Raw genomic sequence first — 15,341 nt, forward strand, 5'->3', positions numbered from 1 at the left:
TATTCAGCCGAAAAAGCCAGCAAGGGGTCCCAGCACGAGCCCGCGCACGAAAGGGCCAAGCCCCAACAGGATCGCGAGCGCAAGGCCGAGCGCGATGGGTAGCCGGTAGCGGTTCATCATCGCGCCGACCGAGGGCGCTATGCCCAACCAGAGGTGCCCAGCGCTTAGGGGAAGGATGGGGATCAGGTTGATGAGCACGAACGCCAGCGATGTCCTCGCGGTGGTTTCGAGCAGTCCGATCAGCGTTATGCTCCCCGTTCCCCCGCCAAACGCATAAAAGACCAGAGGGCGCAGTTGCCAGGAGCACCAGCCCAACGCGAGGCTGCCCAAAAGCGCGCAGAGAGTGACCAGTAGCGGCCCGCCCCGTCTTGCCACCAGTAAGGAGTGGTCGAGCACCAGGGGGCGAACCCAGCCCAGCTGGGTCAACGCCATAACGAGAGCACCGACAGGTTCGGCGTGGCGAAACGAATTGAGGGTCAGGCGGCCATCATATTGTGGCCCGCGATCCCCGAGCAGGCGGGCAGTCAGAGCCAGGAAAACCCCATGGGCCGTCAGCACGACAATGGCCGCGCACACTTGATAGAGCAGACGTTGAAACGACAGATCGAGGAAAAAATTCACATGCTGGCCCCGTGGCTTGACCGTCGCCGCCATGGTTTCCGGCGTTCAAGAACCCGCTGACCATCGCAGCAAACAGCAAGGCAGATCAAGCTCTGGAAAAGTATCAAAACGAGTGCAATACTGCCTCCTGTCATGATGGTCTGGATTTAAGTGCCAGCTCTCGCTTGCGTTCAAATCCCACCAAATTTGCGGCAACGTCGTTTGCGCAGGTCGGCCCCCCGTCCACCTGCGCGCTCATGGCCGACGGCATATATCAGGGAGAGAAACGTGACTGACTTTGTAAATATGCATGGAAGACGGCAGGAGGTGCCCGGTTTCGGGCTCAAGCTCCTATTGTCGGGAACCACGCTGACGCTCGCGTCCCTTATGGGGACCGCCCTTTACGCCCAGGAGTATACAACGGCGGAGCAGATTGCCCGCGGTGAAACAGCGTATGAGCAGCAATGCTCAACCTGTCATGGACAAGACATAGTCGGATCGATCCAGGGCTACCCGGATGCTTCGCTGTTTTTCAATTTCATTTCGACCGCAATGCCGGCCAATGCCCCGGGCAGCCTGCCCCCGCAGCAATATGCCGATATTGTGGCCTATTTGCTTTCGGAGAACGGCTATCCGGTCGGCACCGAAGACCTGCCGGCCGATCCTGAAATTCTGGCGCAGATCGACCCGCGCGCTATCGAAGCCGCACCGGCCGACGACGAGCCCGCGGCCGACGAGCCGGAAGCCGATGATGCCGCCGTGGAGGAAACCGCCGAGGTGGCCGAGCCCGCCGAACAGGAGGTTCCGCCTTCTGTCGTTACTCTGGTTTCCGATGCCGAGCGCGACTATTCGCCGGTTACCGACGAAATGCTTCTCGATCCCGACCCAGCTGACTGGTTGCAGTGGCGCCGCACAGTGAACAATTGGGGCTACAGCCCCCTCGGCCAGATCAATCGCGACACCGTTGCAGACCTCGAACCGGCGTGGAGTTGGGCTCTTGGTGAAGCCGGACAGCAGGAAGTCGTGCCAATCATCCATGACGGCATCATGTTCGTTGCCACAAACAACAATTATGTCGAAGCGCTCGACGCTGTGACGGGCGACTTGATCTGGTCCTATGCCCACAGCCGTCCCGAATTCGAGGGCGGCTATCACAACAACCAGGCCATGCGCCAGAAAAACTCGGTGGCCCTCTACGAGGACACCGTTATCCTGACGACCGTCGATGCCAAGCTCATTGCACTCAACGCCCTGACCGGCCAGGTCGAGTGGGAGGTGCAGGTCAACGATTGGGAGAAGGGTTACAGCTACACCGCCGGCCCACTGGTCGCCGACGGCAAGATCTTCACGGGGACCTCTGGTTGCTCGATCGTGGGCACGGCCGGCGCTTGCTACATCACCGCTCACGATGCGACGAATGGTGAAGAACTGTGGCGCTTCAATACCCTTGCCGACGAGACCAATCCCGAGTTCGAGGAAAGCTGGGGCGGTGTTCCGCAGGAAAATCGCTGGGGCGCTACGCCATGGGCTACGGGGTCCTACGATCCTGAGCTGAATATGGTGTTTTACGGCACAGGCATGCCGATCCCCTATGCCGAGATTACCCGCGGCACTGGTGACAATGACGTGCTCTATACCAACTCGACCCTGGCGATCGACGCCGACACGGGCGAGCTGGTCTGGTACTTCCAGCACCTACCGCGCGACAACTGGGACCTGGATTCCCCGTTTGAGCGCATGATCATCGACGCCGAAGTGGACGGTGAAACCCGCAAGATGATCGTTACCACCCCGGGCAAGAACGGTATTACGTTCGGGCTCGATGCAGAAACCGGCGAATTCATCTGGGCCGAAGATACCATCTACCAGAACGTCGTCTCCGACATCGATCCGGAAACCGGCCGTGTGACCGCCAACGTGGAGATCATTCCCACCGAATTTGGCGAGTCCGTAACCTTCTGTCCCGCCATCCCAGGGGGACGCTTGTGGCAAGCAACAGCGTACAGCCCCGATACGGGTCTTTTCTACCTGCCGGCGGCAAATACTTGCCAGACCAGCGCTCCGCGTGAGTTCGGGGAAGCTGCGCCCGGCACGTCCATGGGTTTCTTCCAGTCCTTCGGCACCAGCCTGGCTCCCGATGCGCCCGGTGTCGGCTCGTTGCACGCCCTCAACGCCGTTGATGGCGCCGACGGTTTCGAAGTGCAGCAGGGGCCGCGCTTCACATCATCGATCCTGGCCACCTCGGGCGGCCTGATCTTTGTGGGTGACGCCGATCGCTACATCAAGGCGATGAACGACGAAACCGGCGAAGTGCTCTGGCAGCAGCGTATGCAAGCCCCTGTGGGCGGTACGCCGGTGACCTATGAAGTCGATGGCGTCCAGTATCTGGTGATTGCCGCGGGGCAGAGCAACCAGACACATGCCGACCTCACACCGGGCCTGGCCGCGCCGCGCCTGGGCGGAAACTCGATCCACGTCTTCCGTCTGCCTGATCAGGACTGACGACCGCGTGACAACTTGAGGGGTCCCGGGGAAATCGAGTTTCCCCGGGACCCTGTTTTTCGCAATGCCCGAACCAACGTTTGAGACGAACCATGAAAAGCTGTTCAGCCGCGTCCACCTCATTTTTCGGCGGATGGCTCCGAGCCGCGCTGGCTCTTTCCCTCTCGGTCACCGCCGGCATGCCCGCCATGGGCCAGGTCAGCAACAATGTGGATCGATCGCTGCTCGACGCCTGGCGGCTGACGACAGGCAACACAATTCGTTTTTGCCAGTATGACACCTCTCCGACGTTGGAATTTGACCGCGCACTGGCCGAAGCGGCCGCCCAGCAATTGCTGGTCAACGCAGAATTCACCGTCCTGGGGTCGGCTTATGGGATCGGGGGCGAATATGCGGCCGAGGATCTATTTGTCAGCCTGACCAACGACTGCGATGTCATCTTTGGCATGGGGCTGGCCGCCAACATGTATCCAGTCGAGTTTATTTCAACCCGGCCCTATGCGGGCTTCAGTTATGTACTGGCCGTGGCCGACGCCGATATCGAAGGTCTAGGCGACATCGAAGGCGGCGAAAAGGTCGGCGCGCTGGTGGGATCGTTCGGGTTTGGTGCGCTGGGGCGATACATCGCCACCCTGCCGGCCGATCAGCGTCTGCTCGCATTGCCCTATGGCGATACCGAACTGATGGTGACCCGCTTGCTCGACGGAACAATCGCCGGAATGGTGGTATATGGCCCCAGCCTTGTCGAGTTCCGGAACGAGCACCCCAACGAAGGCGAAATCTTCATCCGCCCGCTGGCCGATCAGATCGGTGCAGATGTGGATATCGGCGGCCTGTTGCTGACCCGGAACGGCTATCTGCGAACGCTGCTGGACGAGGCCATCGCGCTGATGATCGAGGACGGCACGATCGCCGCGCTTCTGGCCGAAACCGGGCTCGATACCATTCCGGCACAACCCGGTGGCTTTCAATAGGACGAAGTTGAGAACTGGAGCGGGTGAAGGGATTCATACTGGGGCCGTTACCTATTGTTTTTCCAACGATCTTATTCCGGCAGGAATACATCAATACCGTCAAATATACCGCTTAACTAATGCGCGGCATGTGGGTAGCACGCGGGTGAGCAACGCTTTCATCGCCCCCCTCGCCTCGATTGGGCAGCGTGAGCCCTGGCGTTGTTACCAGAATTACCAACGGCGGCAATGCGCCCCAATTCCGGCCGTTCACGCCTCGATGGCGATTCCCCGAAACTTGCCGTTCGCGATCTGCCTCAAATGCGCCCGGCTCGGGGGGGGGGCGCAGAACTGCGGCTAGTTGGCGGAATGCTCTAGACTAGTATATCCTATCCTCTGGATCGATGCTCGTAGCAGGGATCCCGAGTGACTGTTAGGCCGTGCTCCTTAATCGCAGCTGATCGAAGGCCACGGCAAGGATGAGGACGCCGCCGCGCGTGATCTCCTGCCAGAAGCTGGAGACGTCCATGAGCGTAAGGCCGTTGTTCAGCGTGCCGAGGATCAAAACGGCAAGCACGGTTCCCCATACGCTACCGCGGCCGCCGTAAAGACTGGTGCCACCCAGAATGATGGCAGCGATCACTGTGAGAAGGTGAGATCCGGCGGCATTGGGGGCCGCTGCGCCCAGCATCGCTCCGAGCACGATGCCAGCGAAGGCGCCCACGGCCGCCGACACCATGTAGAGCACGAGCTGCACGCGGTCGACATTGATGCCCATGATGCGGCTGGCTTCGGGGTTGCCGCCCGAAGCATAGATTTCGCGCCCGAAGCGCGTTCTGGTCATGACCCACCAGGTAAGCAGCGCCAGCACTGTCATCATGATGAGGGGTGCTGGAACACCCAAAAGACGACCCGACCCGAGCCAGTTGAAATTGGGCACGATAAGCGGCTTGCTGAGCCCGCCGGTCAGAACCAGAGCGGCGCCCGTGAAAATGCTCATGGTGCCCAGCGTCACGATCAGCGGATTGAGCCTGAGCTTTGTAACCAGCAGCCCGTTGATTGCACCAAGGACCAGCGCAACCATGACGGCAATGGCAGCGGCGACCCAAACATCGATGCCCATGGAATACAGAAGGGACACGATAACCCCGGACAGTCCGGCCACCGCAGCAACCGAAAGGTCCAGACCTCCCGAAACGATCAGCGGCGTTCCCGCTATTGCCATCAATCCGATGACGGACATGTTCAGCCCGATCGACATCAGGTTGCGCGGCTGCAGAAAGTATGGCGTCAACAGAGTGAAGGCTACAAAGATCAGAATGTAGAACGCGGCGAGAACGGCGACGCCCGCCCATTCCTTACCCATCAGTTCCTTGAGACCAGACCGTCTCCGGTGCAGCGCTCCTGCGACTTCGCCTGTCGACTCCGCCATTCTCGGTTCCTCCTCCAGAAGCGATTTTTATTCGCCCTTGACTAACCGGGATCTCCGTTCTAGTCAATAAGTGGACAGGCCACTTGGTCACCTTGAGGGAGCAGGCAACAGCAACCGCCGCGTGGTGACCTATGGGAGGAAACGACTATTCTTACGGACAAGGACATCATCCCCATCGCCAAGACTGGCGTCTCGGATCTGCTGGTCGAGCAGATTTTGAGTTTTGTGACCGCCGGCCGCCTGAAGCCTGGCGACAAGCTGCCGTCCGAGCGCGATCTGGCCGAACGGTTCAGCGTCAGCCGGCCAACGGTGCGTGAAGCGATGCGGGCTCTTTCCGTGCTCGGCGTTCTAGAGGTTCGTCATGGGGGCGGAGCGTTCGTTACGGCGCTGGATGCGACCGAATTGCTCAAGCCCCTCAATTTCTTCCTGTCGCTCTCGGACGTCTCGGTCGAAAAACTTTACGATGCGCGCATGCTTATCGAAGGCGAGTTGTGCGCGCTGGCCGCCGATAATGCCGACGAGGCTCTGTGCGCGGAACTGGATGCAATGATCGGCCGGCAGGTCGAAGTGATGACCGACATCGATGCCTACCTCGCGCTCGACTCCGCCTTTCACGAGCGGATGGCCGTCGCTTCTGGCAATCCCTTCCTGACACGGGCAGCGCAGAGCATGAACGTGCTCGGCATCGAATTCCGCCGTGCCTCTGCAGAGGCAGGACAGGCCCAGAGGCAATCGATCGAAGACCATCGGACCATTCTCAAGGCGCTACGCGCTGGCGACAGCGATGCAGCCCGCGCCGCCATGAGAGACCATATGCGGCAGGTCTATACGACAACGCGCAGAGCGCTCGACAATCTGCCCTCCACCCGCAGCAAAGAGGTCTGAGCCGATGCAGCGCCGGGTCGTGATCACCGATTATACATTTCCCGACATCGACAGGGAGACTGCCGCCGCCGAAGCTGCTGGGTGTTCCCTGCAAGCCCATCAGTGCCGCACTGCCGAGGAGGTCGCCGAGGCCGTCGCGGGCGCGGACATGGCCATTGTCCAGTTTGCTCCCTTGGACAAAGCGGCGATTGCCGGCATGGCTGATAGGCCGGCGCTCGTGCGCTACGGCATCGGCTATGACAATATTGATGTCACCGCGGCGCGTGAGCTCGGCGCCACGGTCGGCTATGTGCCAGATTATTGCACCGACGAGGTTGCCGAGCATACCTGCGCCAGCCTTTTGACCCTTTTGCGCAAACTGCCCGCTCTCGACGGCTCGGTGCGTGCTGGCCGCTGGGCGGCCGTGGCGGCAGCAAAACCCATATTGCCGTTCCAAAAGACGACTGTTGGCTTTTTCGGATTCGGGCAGATCGGGCGCGCCGTGCATTCGCGCCTCAAAGGGTTTGGCTTTGCATTTGCTGTCGCCGATCCGGCCCTGTCACAAACAGAAGCTCAGCAATTGGGGCTCGAACGTCTTTCTGCAGACGAACTTTTCCGCAGGTCGGACGCCATATGCCTTCATGCACCAGCCACCGCGGAAACAAAAAGCTTCGTCAATGCCGAACGGCTGTCCGGCATGCGGCCCAACGCTGTCCTCGTCAACCCGGCGCGCGGTGCTCTGATCGATGAACAGGCTCTCGCCGATGCCCTTGGACGCGGGCTGATCGCCGGCGCTGCCCTCGATGTCTTTGAGACCGAGCCGCTGCCGGAAGCCTCGCCGTTGCGAGATGCACCTAATCTGCTGCTGACGCCGCACGCCGCCTGGTACTCGGAAGAGGCCATCGGACGGCTTCAGGCCCTGGTTGCCGAAGACATATCAAATCATTTTGCAGGCAAGGGCCTGCGAAAGCCGGTTCCCGCATAGGGCTGGCATAACGGGAGGAACTCGAAAATGCATCACAAGGAGGAGACGATGACATTTCGGACCATATTGGCCCTTGGGGCCTCAATGCTGGCGGTGCAGGCCCAGGCGCTTGAGCCTGGCGAACTACAGGGTCAAATGCTCAGCGAAGCGGAGTATGCCGAGCTGGTCGAAGCCGCAACCGCCGTCACGCCGCCGAACAACGGGGATGGCTATGTCATCGGCTTTGCCAATCTTGCCCGCAACGCTCCGTTCTTCCTCAACGTAGAAGAGGGCATTCTCAACAACGCCGAGCGCGCCGGTGTGGAGGTGTTTGTAACCGACAATGCCCTTGATGGCGCGACGGCGCTCGCCAATGCGCAAAGCTATGTGCGCCGTGGCGTCGACTATGTGATCGAGTTCCAGACCGATGCCAATTTCGGGCCGGGCATCATGAGCGCTTTCGATGCTGAAGGCGTGCCGGTGACCGCTATCGACATTCCGATGCCCGGAGCCACGTTCATGGGCGCCAACAACCCGCGGTCCGGCTTTATGGGCGGCGCTTATCTCGGACAGGCTGCCCGCGACAAATGGGGCGACGAGCAGGTGACAACTGGTTTCCTGGTTGTCGGAGAACTGCCGCAGTCGGGTGCCATCCCCGCCATGAGGACGGACGGGCAGATCGCCGGATTTCTCGCCGAATATCCGGACTTTCCCGAGGAAAACATCGTCAAGATCGACACCAAAGGCACGCTGGAGGAAGGCTTTCGCGTAATGAACGATTTGATCGGCAGGATACCAGAAGGAGCACCCATCCTTGGCCTTGCGATCAACGATCAGTCCATTCTGGGCATGCTGCGTGCAGTCGAGCAATCGGGACGGTCTGACGATGCCATATTCGTCGGCATGGGTGCTGACGAAATCGATTCGATGGTCGCCGAGCCGAACTTCATAGCGTCGGTGGGATATTTCCCCGAGAACTACGGCAATTATCTGGTCCCCATGGCCCTTATGGAATTGGCCGGGCAGGAACTCCCGCCGGCAGTGCTCGTCACCCACGAAATGGTGACCCGGGGCAATGTCTGCGACTATTACGCCGATGCCGAATGCGCCGATGTCGATGAGGTATCGTTCACGTTCCCGGACGCGGCGTTTGCCGATCATCTGGCCGAACAGGCCCAGAATCCGGATCTGGCCGACTACCAAGATCTCATCCCGTCCGAATAACCGTAACGGGGCTCCTCGGCCGAGGAGCCCCGCACCGGGAGGAATGACCAATGCTGCTGGAAATGACCGGCATCACAAAGTCCTTTGGGTCTTCGCGTGTCCTGTACGACGTGCGGTTCGCACTGCAGCCGGGCGAAATCGTCGCTCTTCTTGGCGCGAACGGCGCTGGCAAATCCACGCTCATAAAGATCATGACCGGCATCTATTCCAAGGACGCCGGCACGATTTCCATCGATGGCAAGCCGGTCAGCATCGCGCGGCCTTCGGACGCTATGACTCACGGTATCCGGCTTGTGCCGCAGGAACTGCAGGTTCTCCCCGATCTCAGCGTGGCGGAAAATATCTTTCTGGGCACGCTGCCCGCCCATGGCCGCTCGCGGCTCTCGCGCATTGACACGCGGCGGCTGCACGAAGAGGCAAAGGAGATCCTGGCCGGACTTGGCATCACCTCCATCGACGTGACGCAACGGCTTGCGCACTACTCGATATCCGAACGGCGATTGGTCGAGATCGCGCGGGCATTGGCCGCCGATGCGCGGATCCTTGTGCTCGACGAGCCGACAGCGTCGCTTTCCGCTCCCGAAAGCGAGCGGTTGTTCGCGATCATGCGCCGCCTCAAGTCGCGCAACGTGTCGATCATTTTCATCTCCCATTTCCTCAACGAGGTGTTTGAGGTCTGCGACCGCATTGAAGTGCTCAGGGACGGCAGGAACGTCGCCAGCGTCGTAGCGTCGGAAACTGATGTGCCCTCTGTTCTGACAAGCATGCTGGGACGCGAGTTGAGCGATCTGTTCCCTGCTCGAACCGGTACGTTCGGAGAGCTTGTTTTTGAGGCGCACGGACTTGCAGCGCCGCCGCGGGTACACGATGTCGGTTTTTCGGTTCACGCCCGCGAAATCCACGGTGTGTTCGGGTTGATTGGGTCCGGCATCGAGGATCTGGGCAAATTACTGTTCAGCGCCCATCACCCCCAGAGCGGCGGCCTGCGACTCGAGCGGTCCGCGTTCCGGCCGGACTCGGTCGTAGACGCCATCGAGGCGGGTGTGGGCTTTGTTTCGGGTGAGCGGAAATCGGAAGGCATCGTTCCCGACCTCGGGCTCGGAGACAATTTCACCCTGCCCTTCCTCAAGCGTCACAGCGGACGCCAGATCATGTCCAAATCCTCTCAGACGGCCTATGCCAGCAAATGGATCGAGGCTTTGGGCGTCCGGACGTCCGGCGTCGATCAGAAAATTTCCGGCCTGTCGGGCGGCAATCAGCAGAAGGTGTGCATCGGCCGCTGGCTGGTCGACGACCTCAAGGTTCTCATTCTTGAAGAACCCACGCGGGGCGTCGACCTCGGCGCGCGCAAGGACATTTATGCGCATCTGCGGCGGCTGGCCAATCAGGGTCTGGCGATCGTCGTGATCTCGTCAGATGTCGAGGAAATCGGAGGATTGGCAGACCGTTCGACGGTTTTGATCGACGGATATGCCGCCGAGCGTTTCGACGCACCTGTCGACGCCCAAACACTCATGGCGACAGCGACGCAAGACGTCGCTGCGTAACCAAGTTGCAGAGGAGGAGCCGCAATGAAACTGAGTGTGACAACATGGTCGTTTCCCCAATTGAGCCTCAAGGAGGTCGGAGGACTTGCGTCCGTCCTCGGTCTGGACGGCATCGATGTGGGGCTCTTTTATGCCTCGGCGCTCGACAAACAGAAAATCCTGACTTCACCGGATGCCTATGGAGCCGAAGTGGCCCAAACGGCTGGCGTTCCGGTTGCCAACTATTATCACCTTTTTGGCGATGGTCTGGCCGAGCGTAATCTCGCCCTGCCACAGGACCCGCAAAACCTCGAAGATCTCAATGCAGTTCTGCGGTTTGCAAAAGCTGCGGGCGCTCCCTCGATCTTCATTCTTCCTGGTCTGATCAATCCCGGTCAGAGCCGACGCGAAGCCTTTAATGCTTCGGCCGCCGCCCTCAGGCCGCTCGTCGAGGCAGGACAAGCCGAGGGTGTCGCGGTCACCATCGAACCCCATGTCCACGGGCTGATCGAAAGCGTCGATATGGTCCACGAGATTGTGGATAAGGTGCCCGGGCTCAAGATCACGCTCGATCTGGCCCATTTCGTTTCTCTCGGGTTTCGCCAAGACGAGATCGAGACGCTCGCACCTTATGCCGGCCACGTCCATTTGCGGCAGGCCAAGCAAGGCCATCTGCAGAGCAAGACCGAAGAAGGAACGATCAATTTCGCGTCCCTCCTCGGTGCGCTGCGGGATGCCCGCTATGTTGGCTGGCTCGCCATCGAATATGTGCATCAAGCCTATATGAACACGCTCTACGACGACGTTCTGACCGAAACGGTCAAAATGCGCGATCTCGTACGCGACTGGCAGAGCAAATAAGGGAGGGTATCGAAATGGGTCATTATGCATGGGTGCTGGGCGTCCGTCCCGGATACGAGGAGGAATACAAGCGCCGTCATGACGACATCTGGCCAGAACTGGTCGAGGACATCCGGGCGGCGGGATTGCGCAACTACAATATCTTCCGTCACGGGCTGACGCTGATCGGTTATTTCGAAACCGATGATCTCAAGGCATCCATAGCTGCCCTTGCCGAGAGCGACGCCAATCGGCGCTGGAACGAATACATGGCGCCAATCATGAAGATCGAGGCCGACGAAACCATCGGATTTCCGTTCCTGCTTCCCCTTCAGTGGCGCATGGACTGAGCTCTCATGGCAGACGACCTCATCTATAACGATACTCTTGGGCGCCTGATCCGATCGGGCGGCTGGGCGCAATTGTCAGAGGGCACGCCAAGGCTGCTCCGACGCGCGCTCGCCCGAGGGGAGCAGGATGGCGCGGCTGCCTTGGCCGAGTTCTTTCTGTCCGAGATGCAGGTCGTTTACGACATCTACACCCAGTGGTTCCGCGATACCCGACGCTATCTTCTGGACAAGGGTATGGAGCCGGACGCTCTGGCTCGCTGCGAACGGGAAATAAGGGACAAACTGTCACCCTATCATGCTGCAATATCGCGGGATCGCGCCGGGACCTGGACAGACATCGCCGGAGCCCTTGCCTCGGTTTGCGAGACAGCCCGACCGGCTACTGCCAAGAGCGCTGACCTCGATAGGGCCATTTCGCTTTGGCGGGGCCTCCACGATTCCGAAGTTGACTGTCTTTCGGCGCTTTTTTCGCTCGTGGTCGCACAACATGGCGAGCCGAGCCTGCGCGAAATGTACGAGGGCTGGGTTATCGGCGACTGGTTTGCCAAGCGCTACCAACGCTTTGACGTCTCCAAATTGCCTTGGGAGACGGCGCAGTGGCTTTTGATCTATCTAGGCTTTGAGGGCCATCACGGTCACCTCAGCGGCATCGATCGCGACGGTACCATCGACTTTTTCGAGGACGACGAGAAGGTCACCCTCAGCTTTGCCCCTTGCGGCTCGGGCGGACGGTCCATGCAAGGGGAAGTGCGGGACGGACTTCCTCCCCTCTCGGAAGAGCCATTAAACTGGCCCGAACTCCAGGGCGCTCACGACTTCACCTGGAACGAGACGGGCATTTGCGGGTATTGCGCGCACTGCTGCATCCTGCACGAAAACTTGCCCATTGCGGCGTTCGGCTATCCCGTCCGCGTCACCGAACCTCCGAAGGCACCGCTCACTGGCGACAGCCGCTGCAGCTGGACGGTCTACAAGAACCCGCGCGACATTCCCGACTGGGCCTATACCCGCGTCGGCAGGACCAAGCCACCTGCAAGCGCCCCGCTCGGTTCATCCGGGCGCGAGGAACGCGAGGCCATCATGGCTGGCGGGAGCACGCCGTGACCGACCTTTTTGCCTTCGATAAGCCTAAGGGACGGGTGGCCGTCATCGGCGGCATGATGGCCTATTTCGAATCCATCATGCCTGAAGGGTTCCGCGACGACAGGCGCGGGCATGTGGGCGAGGTATTAGCGCAGCTTGGCGACGAATTCGTTCTCCACGAGCTCGGACTTTGGGCCGACAGCGGCGACACAGCGTCCATTGCCGCACGGTTGAAGGCCAGTCGGCCGGACGCGTTGCTGTTCGTGCCGACCATGGCGACCCCGCCCGCCGACATCGCTGCGCTTGCGCAAGACGCCGGGGTGCCGGTTGTCATCGCCTGCGCACATGGCTTGAGCCAGATCACCGACGACTACGATATGCGCGCACTGTGCCGCCATTCATCCAATGTCGGCGCAACGATGATGGGAGCCATGCTGAGCCGGCTGAACCTCCCGCGGGCGCCAATCATTCTCGCGGGGTTTATGGACGATCCCGACTTTCACGCGCGATTGCGCATGGCCCTGCGCACAGCCATCTTGTCACGCCAGCTCGACGGTTTGCGCGTTGGACGGCTCGGCAATCCCATGCCGGGCTACGATCATGTGGACCTTGACGTGCAGGAGGCGCAAATGGCGGGCGTCGAAATCGTCGACATTCCGCTCGAAACATGGTCCGCGCGCTACACAGCCGTCACCGATAGCGAGATCGCAGCATTCAAGACCGGACGTTTGCCGCAGCTCCTACCCGAGGCCACGCAATGGAGCGAAACCGACAATTTCGACAAGGCCGTCCGCATGGCTATTGCGCTCGACCGCACCGCCCTCGAGTACCGGCTTGATTGCGGATCCCTGACCTGCCGTGGACCGTATGGTGTAGAGCTGCCGGGCGGCGCCATCGGCTGCCTCGCCACATCACTGATGACGGGAACCGGGCGTCCGTTCAGCGCCACGGGCGATCTTGTGACAGCTGTCGCCATGTTGATCGGCAAGGCCCTCGGCGGCGCAACACTCTATTGCGAGCTCGACGCCGTCGACCGCGAGCGTGATGCCTTCCTCGTCGCCAATACCGGCGAAGCCGATTTCGCCTGGGTGCCCCGCAATGGCTCGGTCACATTGCGGGACGCCGCAGCGCTCTCTGGACGGGAAGTCCCCGGGGTGGTGATCGCACACGAGCTGGCAGAAGGTCCGGCGACCATGCTTGGGGTGGTGCCAGACATTGCAGCCGGCACGTTCAGGCTGATCGCACTCGAAGGCGAAACGCTCGAGCCGGCCCGTACCAGCCTTCATGTGACGCATGGCTGGTTCCGCACATACAGGTGCCCGGCGATGTCGGCCTTCGAGGACTGGGCCAATGCCGGCGCAACCCATCACGGCGCGCTAAGCCGCGGCCATTTGGCCGAAGCCTGCCGATGGCTCGGCCAACTCACCGGCTATGCAACAAAAGAAATCACTGGAAGGACCGTTCATGACTGAAAGCAGGGTCGCAATCGTCACGGGCGCTTCGCGCGGCATCGGGTTCGAAACGGCCCGCCTTCTGGCGCAGCGCGGGTGGTCTGTCGGACTGACGGCGCGCGGACAGGCCGGTCTGGACACTGCCGTGGCCCAGATCGGTAGAGAGCATGCCGTCGGGATTGCCTGCGACGTTGCCGACCCGGCATCCGTGCAATGGGCCGTGAACGCAATCGCCGAGCGCTTTGGACCGATCGGCGCGGTGGTGAACAACGCCGGCGTGATCGATCCCATTGGCGCGATCGCGGACATCGATCCGTTGGCTGCGATGGAGCTCTTTAAGATCAACGTCGGCGGTGTTCTGGCAATGTGCAGGGCGGCCTTGCCCTACATGCTGAAACGCAAGGAGGGGGTAATCGTGAACCTCTCCTCAGGTGCAGCGCAAAATCCTGTCGAGGGCTGGAGTGCCTACTGCACCTCCAAGGCCGGGCTCGCGATGCTGACGCGTTGCCTAGACCTGGAATATGGCGGCATGGGCATCAGGGTTCATGATTTCGTTCCCGGGGTTGTGGGTACGGACATGCTCAACGGTGCCCAGCAGAAGTTCGACAATGCCATCGCCAGGCTCGATGACGGCGCCAAGCTCACGCCGGATCTCCCCGCCCGGTGCATTGCCTGGCTTGTCGATGAGGGTGCGGGGCGCGCCGAGGGGGTCGGACAGTCGATCCGTGATCCGCATCTTCGCAAAATGGTCGGATTGGAGGAACGTGCGCAATGGTAAATCATCTTGACCCGAACGAATTCGGACTCAGAGGGCGCCGTATCCTCGTCGTCGGTGCGGCGCAGGGGATCGGACAGGCCACTGCGGTCTGGCTCGCGAAGCTCGGCGCCGATGTAATCGCGACCGACATCAAGCCGTGCGAGGACACCTCAAGGCTGGCGGGCGGCATCACCACCCATACACTCGACCTCTCGAATACAGACGAGGTGGTCCGATGCGTTGAGAATGCAGATAGCGACGAGAACCCGCTCTATGGTGTGGTCAATTGCGCTGGCCTGTTGCTGCGCCGTCCGCTCGAGGACACGACCGAGGACGAAATCGCAATTCAGACCGCCGTCAATCAATCAGGCGGGTTCTTTCTGGCCCGGGCTGCCATGGCAACGTTTATCCGACGCGGCGGCGGGCGGCTGGTTCTCTATACAAGCCAAGGCGCTTTCACCGGTGGCTTTAACGGGTCCATCCCTTACGCGATGAACAAGGCGGCCATCACCGCTCTCGTAAAATCGCTTGCCCGTCATGGGGCGCTGCATGGGGTGACTGTCAACGCCGTAGCGCCCGGCGCTGCCGACACAGCCATGTTGCGCGGCGGCATGACCGACGAGGATCTCGACAATTTCCGCAAGATGATCCCGATGCAGCGGTTTGCCGACCCTAGTGAACTGGCTGGGCCAACAGCGTTTCTTTTGAGCGACTGGGCCCGGTACGTCACCGGCACGACGCTGCATGTCAACGGCGGTCAGTTGATGGTCTGAACGCTTAGGCAAACACCAGGGA

14 protein-coding genes are annotated in these 15,341 nt (G+C 60.8%); 12 read left to right on the forward strand and 2 right to left on the reverse strand.

Annotated features, from left to right (window positions below):
- Positions 1–3: 3 nt before the first annotated feature.
- The gene (locus ACP148_RS12440; protein WP_421952926.1) at positions 4–621 is read right to left on the reverse strand and encodes a hypothetical protein; all 618 of its coding nucleotides are present in this window, start codon (positions 619–621) and stop codon (positions 4–6) included.
- 267 nt (positions 622–888) lie between these two features.
- Between ACP148_RS12440 and ACP148_RS12445 the strand changes: the two genes are divergently transcribed.
- Together ACP148_RS12445 and ACP148_RS12450 are read left to right on the forward strand one after the other, a co-directional pair.
- Entirely contained in the window at positions 889–3,102 is a 2,214-nt protein-coding gene (locus ACP148_RS12445) for a PQQ-binding-like beta-propeller repeat protein (RefSeq protein ID WP_421952927.1), read from the forward strand.
- Positions 3,103–3,194: 92 nt separating this feature from the next.
- Positions 3,195–4,076 carry a hypothetical protein gene (locus tag ACP148_RS12450; protein WP_421952928.1) on the forward strand — a complete coding sequence of 294 codons (882 nt, stop codon included), beginning with the start codon at positions 3,195–3,197 and terminating at the stop codon, positions 4,074–4,076.
- Between the two features lie 412 nt (positions 4,077–4,488).
- On the opposite strand, the gene ACP148_RS12455 is transcribed toward ACP148_RS12450, so the two are convergent.
- A complete protein-coding gene (locus tag ACP148_RS12455) occupies positions 4,489–5,487 on the reverse strand; it encodes an ABC transporter permease (RefSeq protein WP_421952929.1) in 999 nt (332 codons plus the stop codon).
- 216 nt (positions 5,488–5,703) lie between these two features.
- Here ACP148_RS12455 and ACP148_RS12460 point away from each other — a divergent pair, with 216 nt between their 5' ends.
- Genes ACP148_RS12460 through ACP148_RS12505 form a run of 10 tightly spaced genes read left to right on the forward strand, consistent with a single transcriptional unit; the run spans position 5,704 to position 15,319 of the window.
- Complete coding sequence (locus ACP148_RS12460; protein WP_421952930.1) at positions 5,704–6,372, forward strand: FadR/GntR family transcriptional regulator; 669 nt, start codon at positions 5,704–5,706, stop codon at positions 6,370–6,372.
- Positions 6,373–6,376: 4 nt separating this feature from the next.
- A complete protein-coding gene (locus ACP148_RS12465; protein ID WP_421952931.1) occupies positions 6,377–7,336 on the forward strand; it encodes a C-terminal binding protein in 960 nt (319 codons plus the stop codon).
- Positions 7,337–7,384: 48 nt separating this feature from the next.
- Positions 7,385–8,539: a sugar ABC transporter substrate-binding protein gene (locus tag ACP148_RS12470; RefSeq protein ID WP_421952932.1), complete on the forward strand. Its 1,155-nt coding sequence runs from the start codon at positions 7,385–7,387 to the stop codon at positions 8,537–8,539.
- A 50-nt stretch (positions 8,540–8,589) separates the two neighbouring features.
- The gene (locus ACP148_RS12475) at positions 8,590–10,086 is read left to right on the forward strand and encodes a sugar ABC transporter ATP-binding protein (protein WP_421952933.1); all 1,497 of its coding nucleotides are present in this window, start codon (positions 8,590–8,592) and stop codon (positions 10,084–10,086) included.
- Between the two features lie 24 nt (positions 10,087–10,110).
- On the forward strand, positions 10,111–10,926 hold the full coding sequence (locus ACP148_RS12480; protein WP_421952934.1) for a sugar phosphate isomerase/epimerase family protein: 816 nt from the start codon (positions 10,111–10,113) through the stop codon (positions 10,924–10,926).
- 14 nt (positions 10,927–10,940) lie between these two features.
- Positions 10,941–11,255, forward strand: coding sequence for an L-rhamnose mutarotase (locus tag ACP148_RS12485; protein ID WP_421952935.1), 315 nt, complete (start codon positions 10,941–10,943; stop codon positions 11,253–11,255).
- 6 nt (positions 11,256–11,261) lie between these two features.
- Positions 11,262–12,359, forward strand: a complete 1,098-nt coding sequence (locus ACP148_RS12490) for a hypothetical protein (protein WP_421952936.1) — start codon at positions 11,262–11,264, stop codon at positions 12,357–12,359.
- Entirely contained in the window at positions 12,356–13,810 is a 1,455-nt protein-coding gene (locus ACP148_RS12495; protein WP_421952937.1) for a hypothetical protein, read from the forward strand. The genes ACP148_RS12490 and ACP148_RS12495 overlap by 4 nt, the downstream gene beginning before the upstream one ends.
- Positions 13,803–14,567, forward strand: a complete 765-nt coding sequence (locus ACP148_RS12500) for an SDR family oxidoreductase (RefSeq protein WP_421952938.1) — start codon at positions 13,803–13,805, stop codon at positions 14,565–14,567. The genes ACP148_RS12495 and ACP148_RS12500 overlap by 8 nt, the downstream gene beginning before the upstream one ends.
- Entirely contained in the window at positions 14,561–15,319 is a 759-nt protein-coding gene (locus ACP148_RS12505) for an SDR family NAD(P)-dependent oxidoreductase (protein WP_421952939.1), read from the forward strand. Before ACP148_RS12500 ends, ACP148_RS12505 begins: the two co-directional genes overlap by 7 nt.
- Positions 15,320–15,341: the final 22 nt, after the last annotated feature.

This window comes from Pelagibacterium sp. (assembly GCF_965249125.1).
Classification (GTDB): domain Bacteria; phylum Pseudomonadota; class Alphaproteobacteria; order Rhizobiales; family Devosiaceae; genus Pelagibacterium.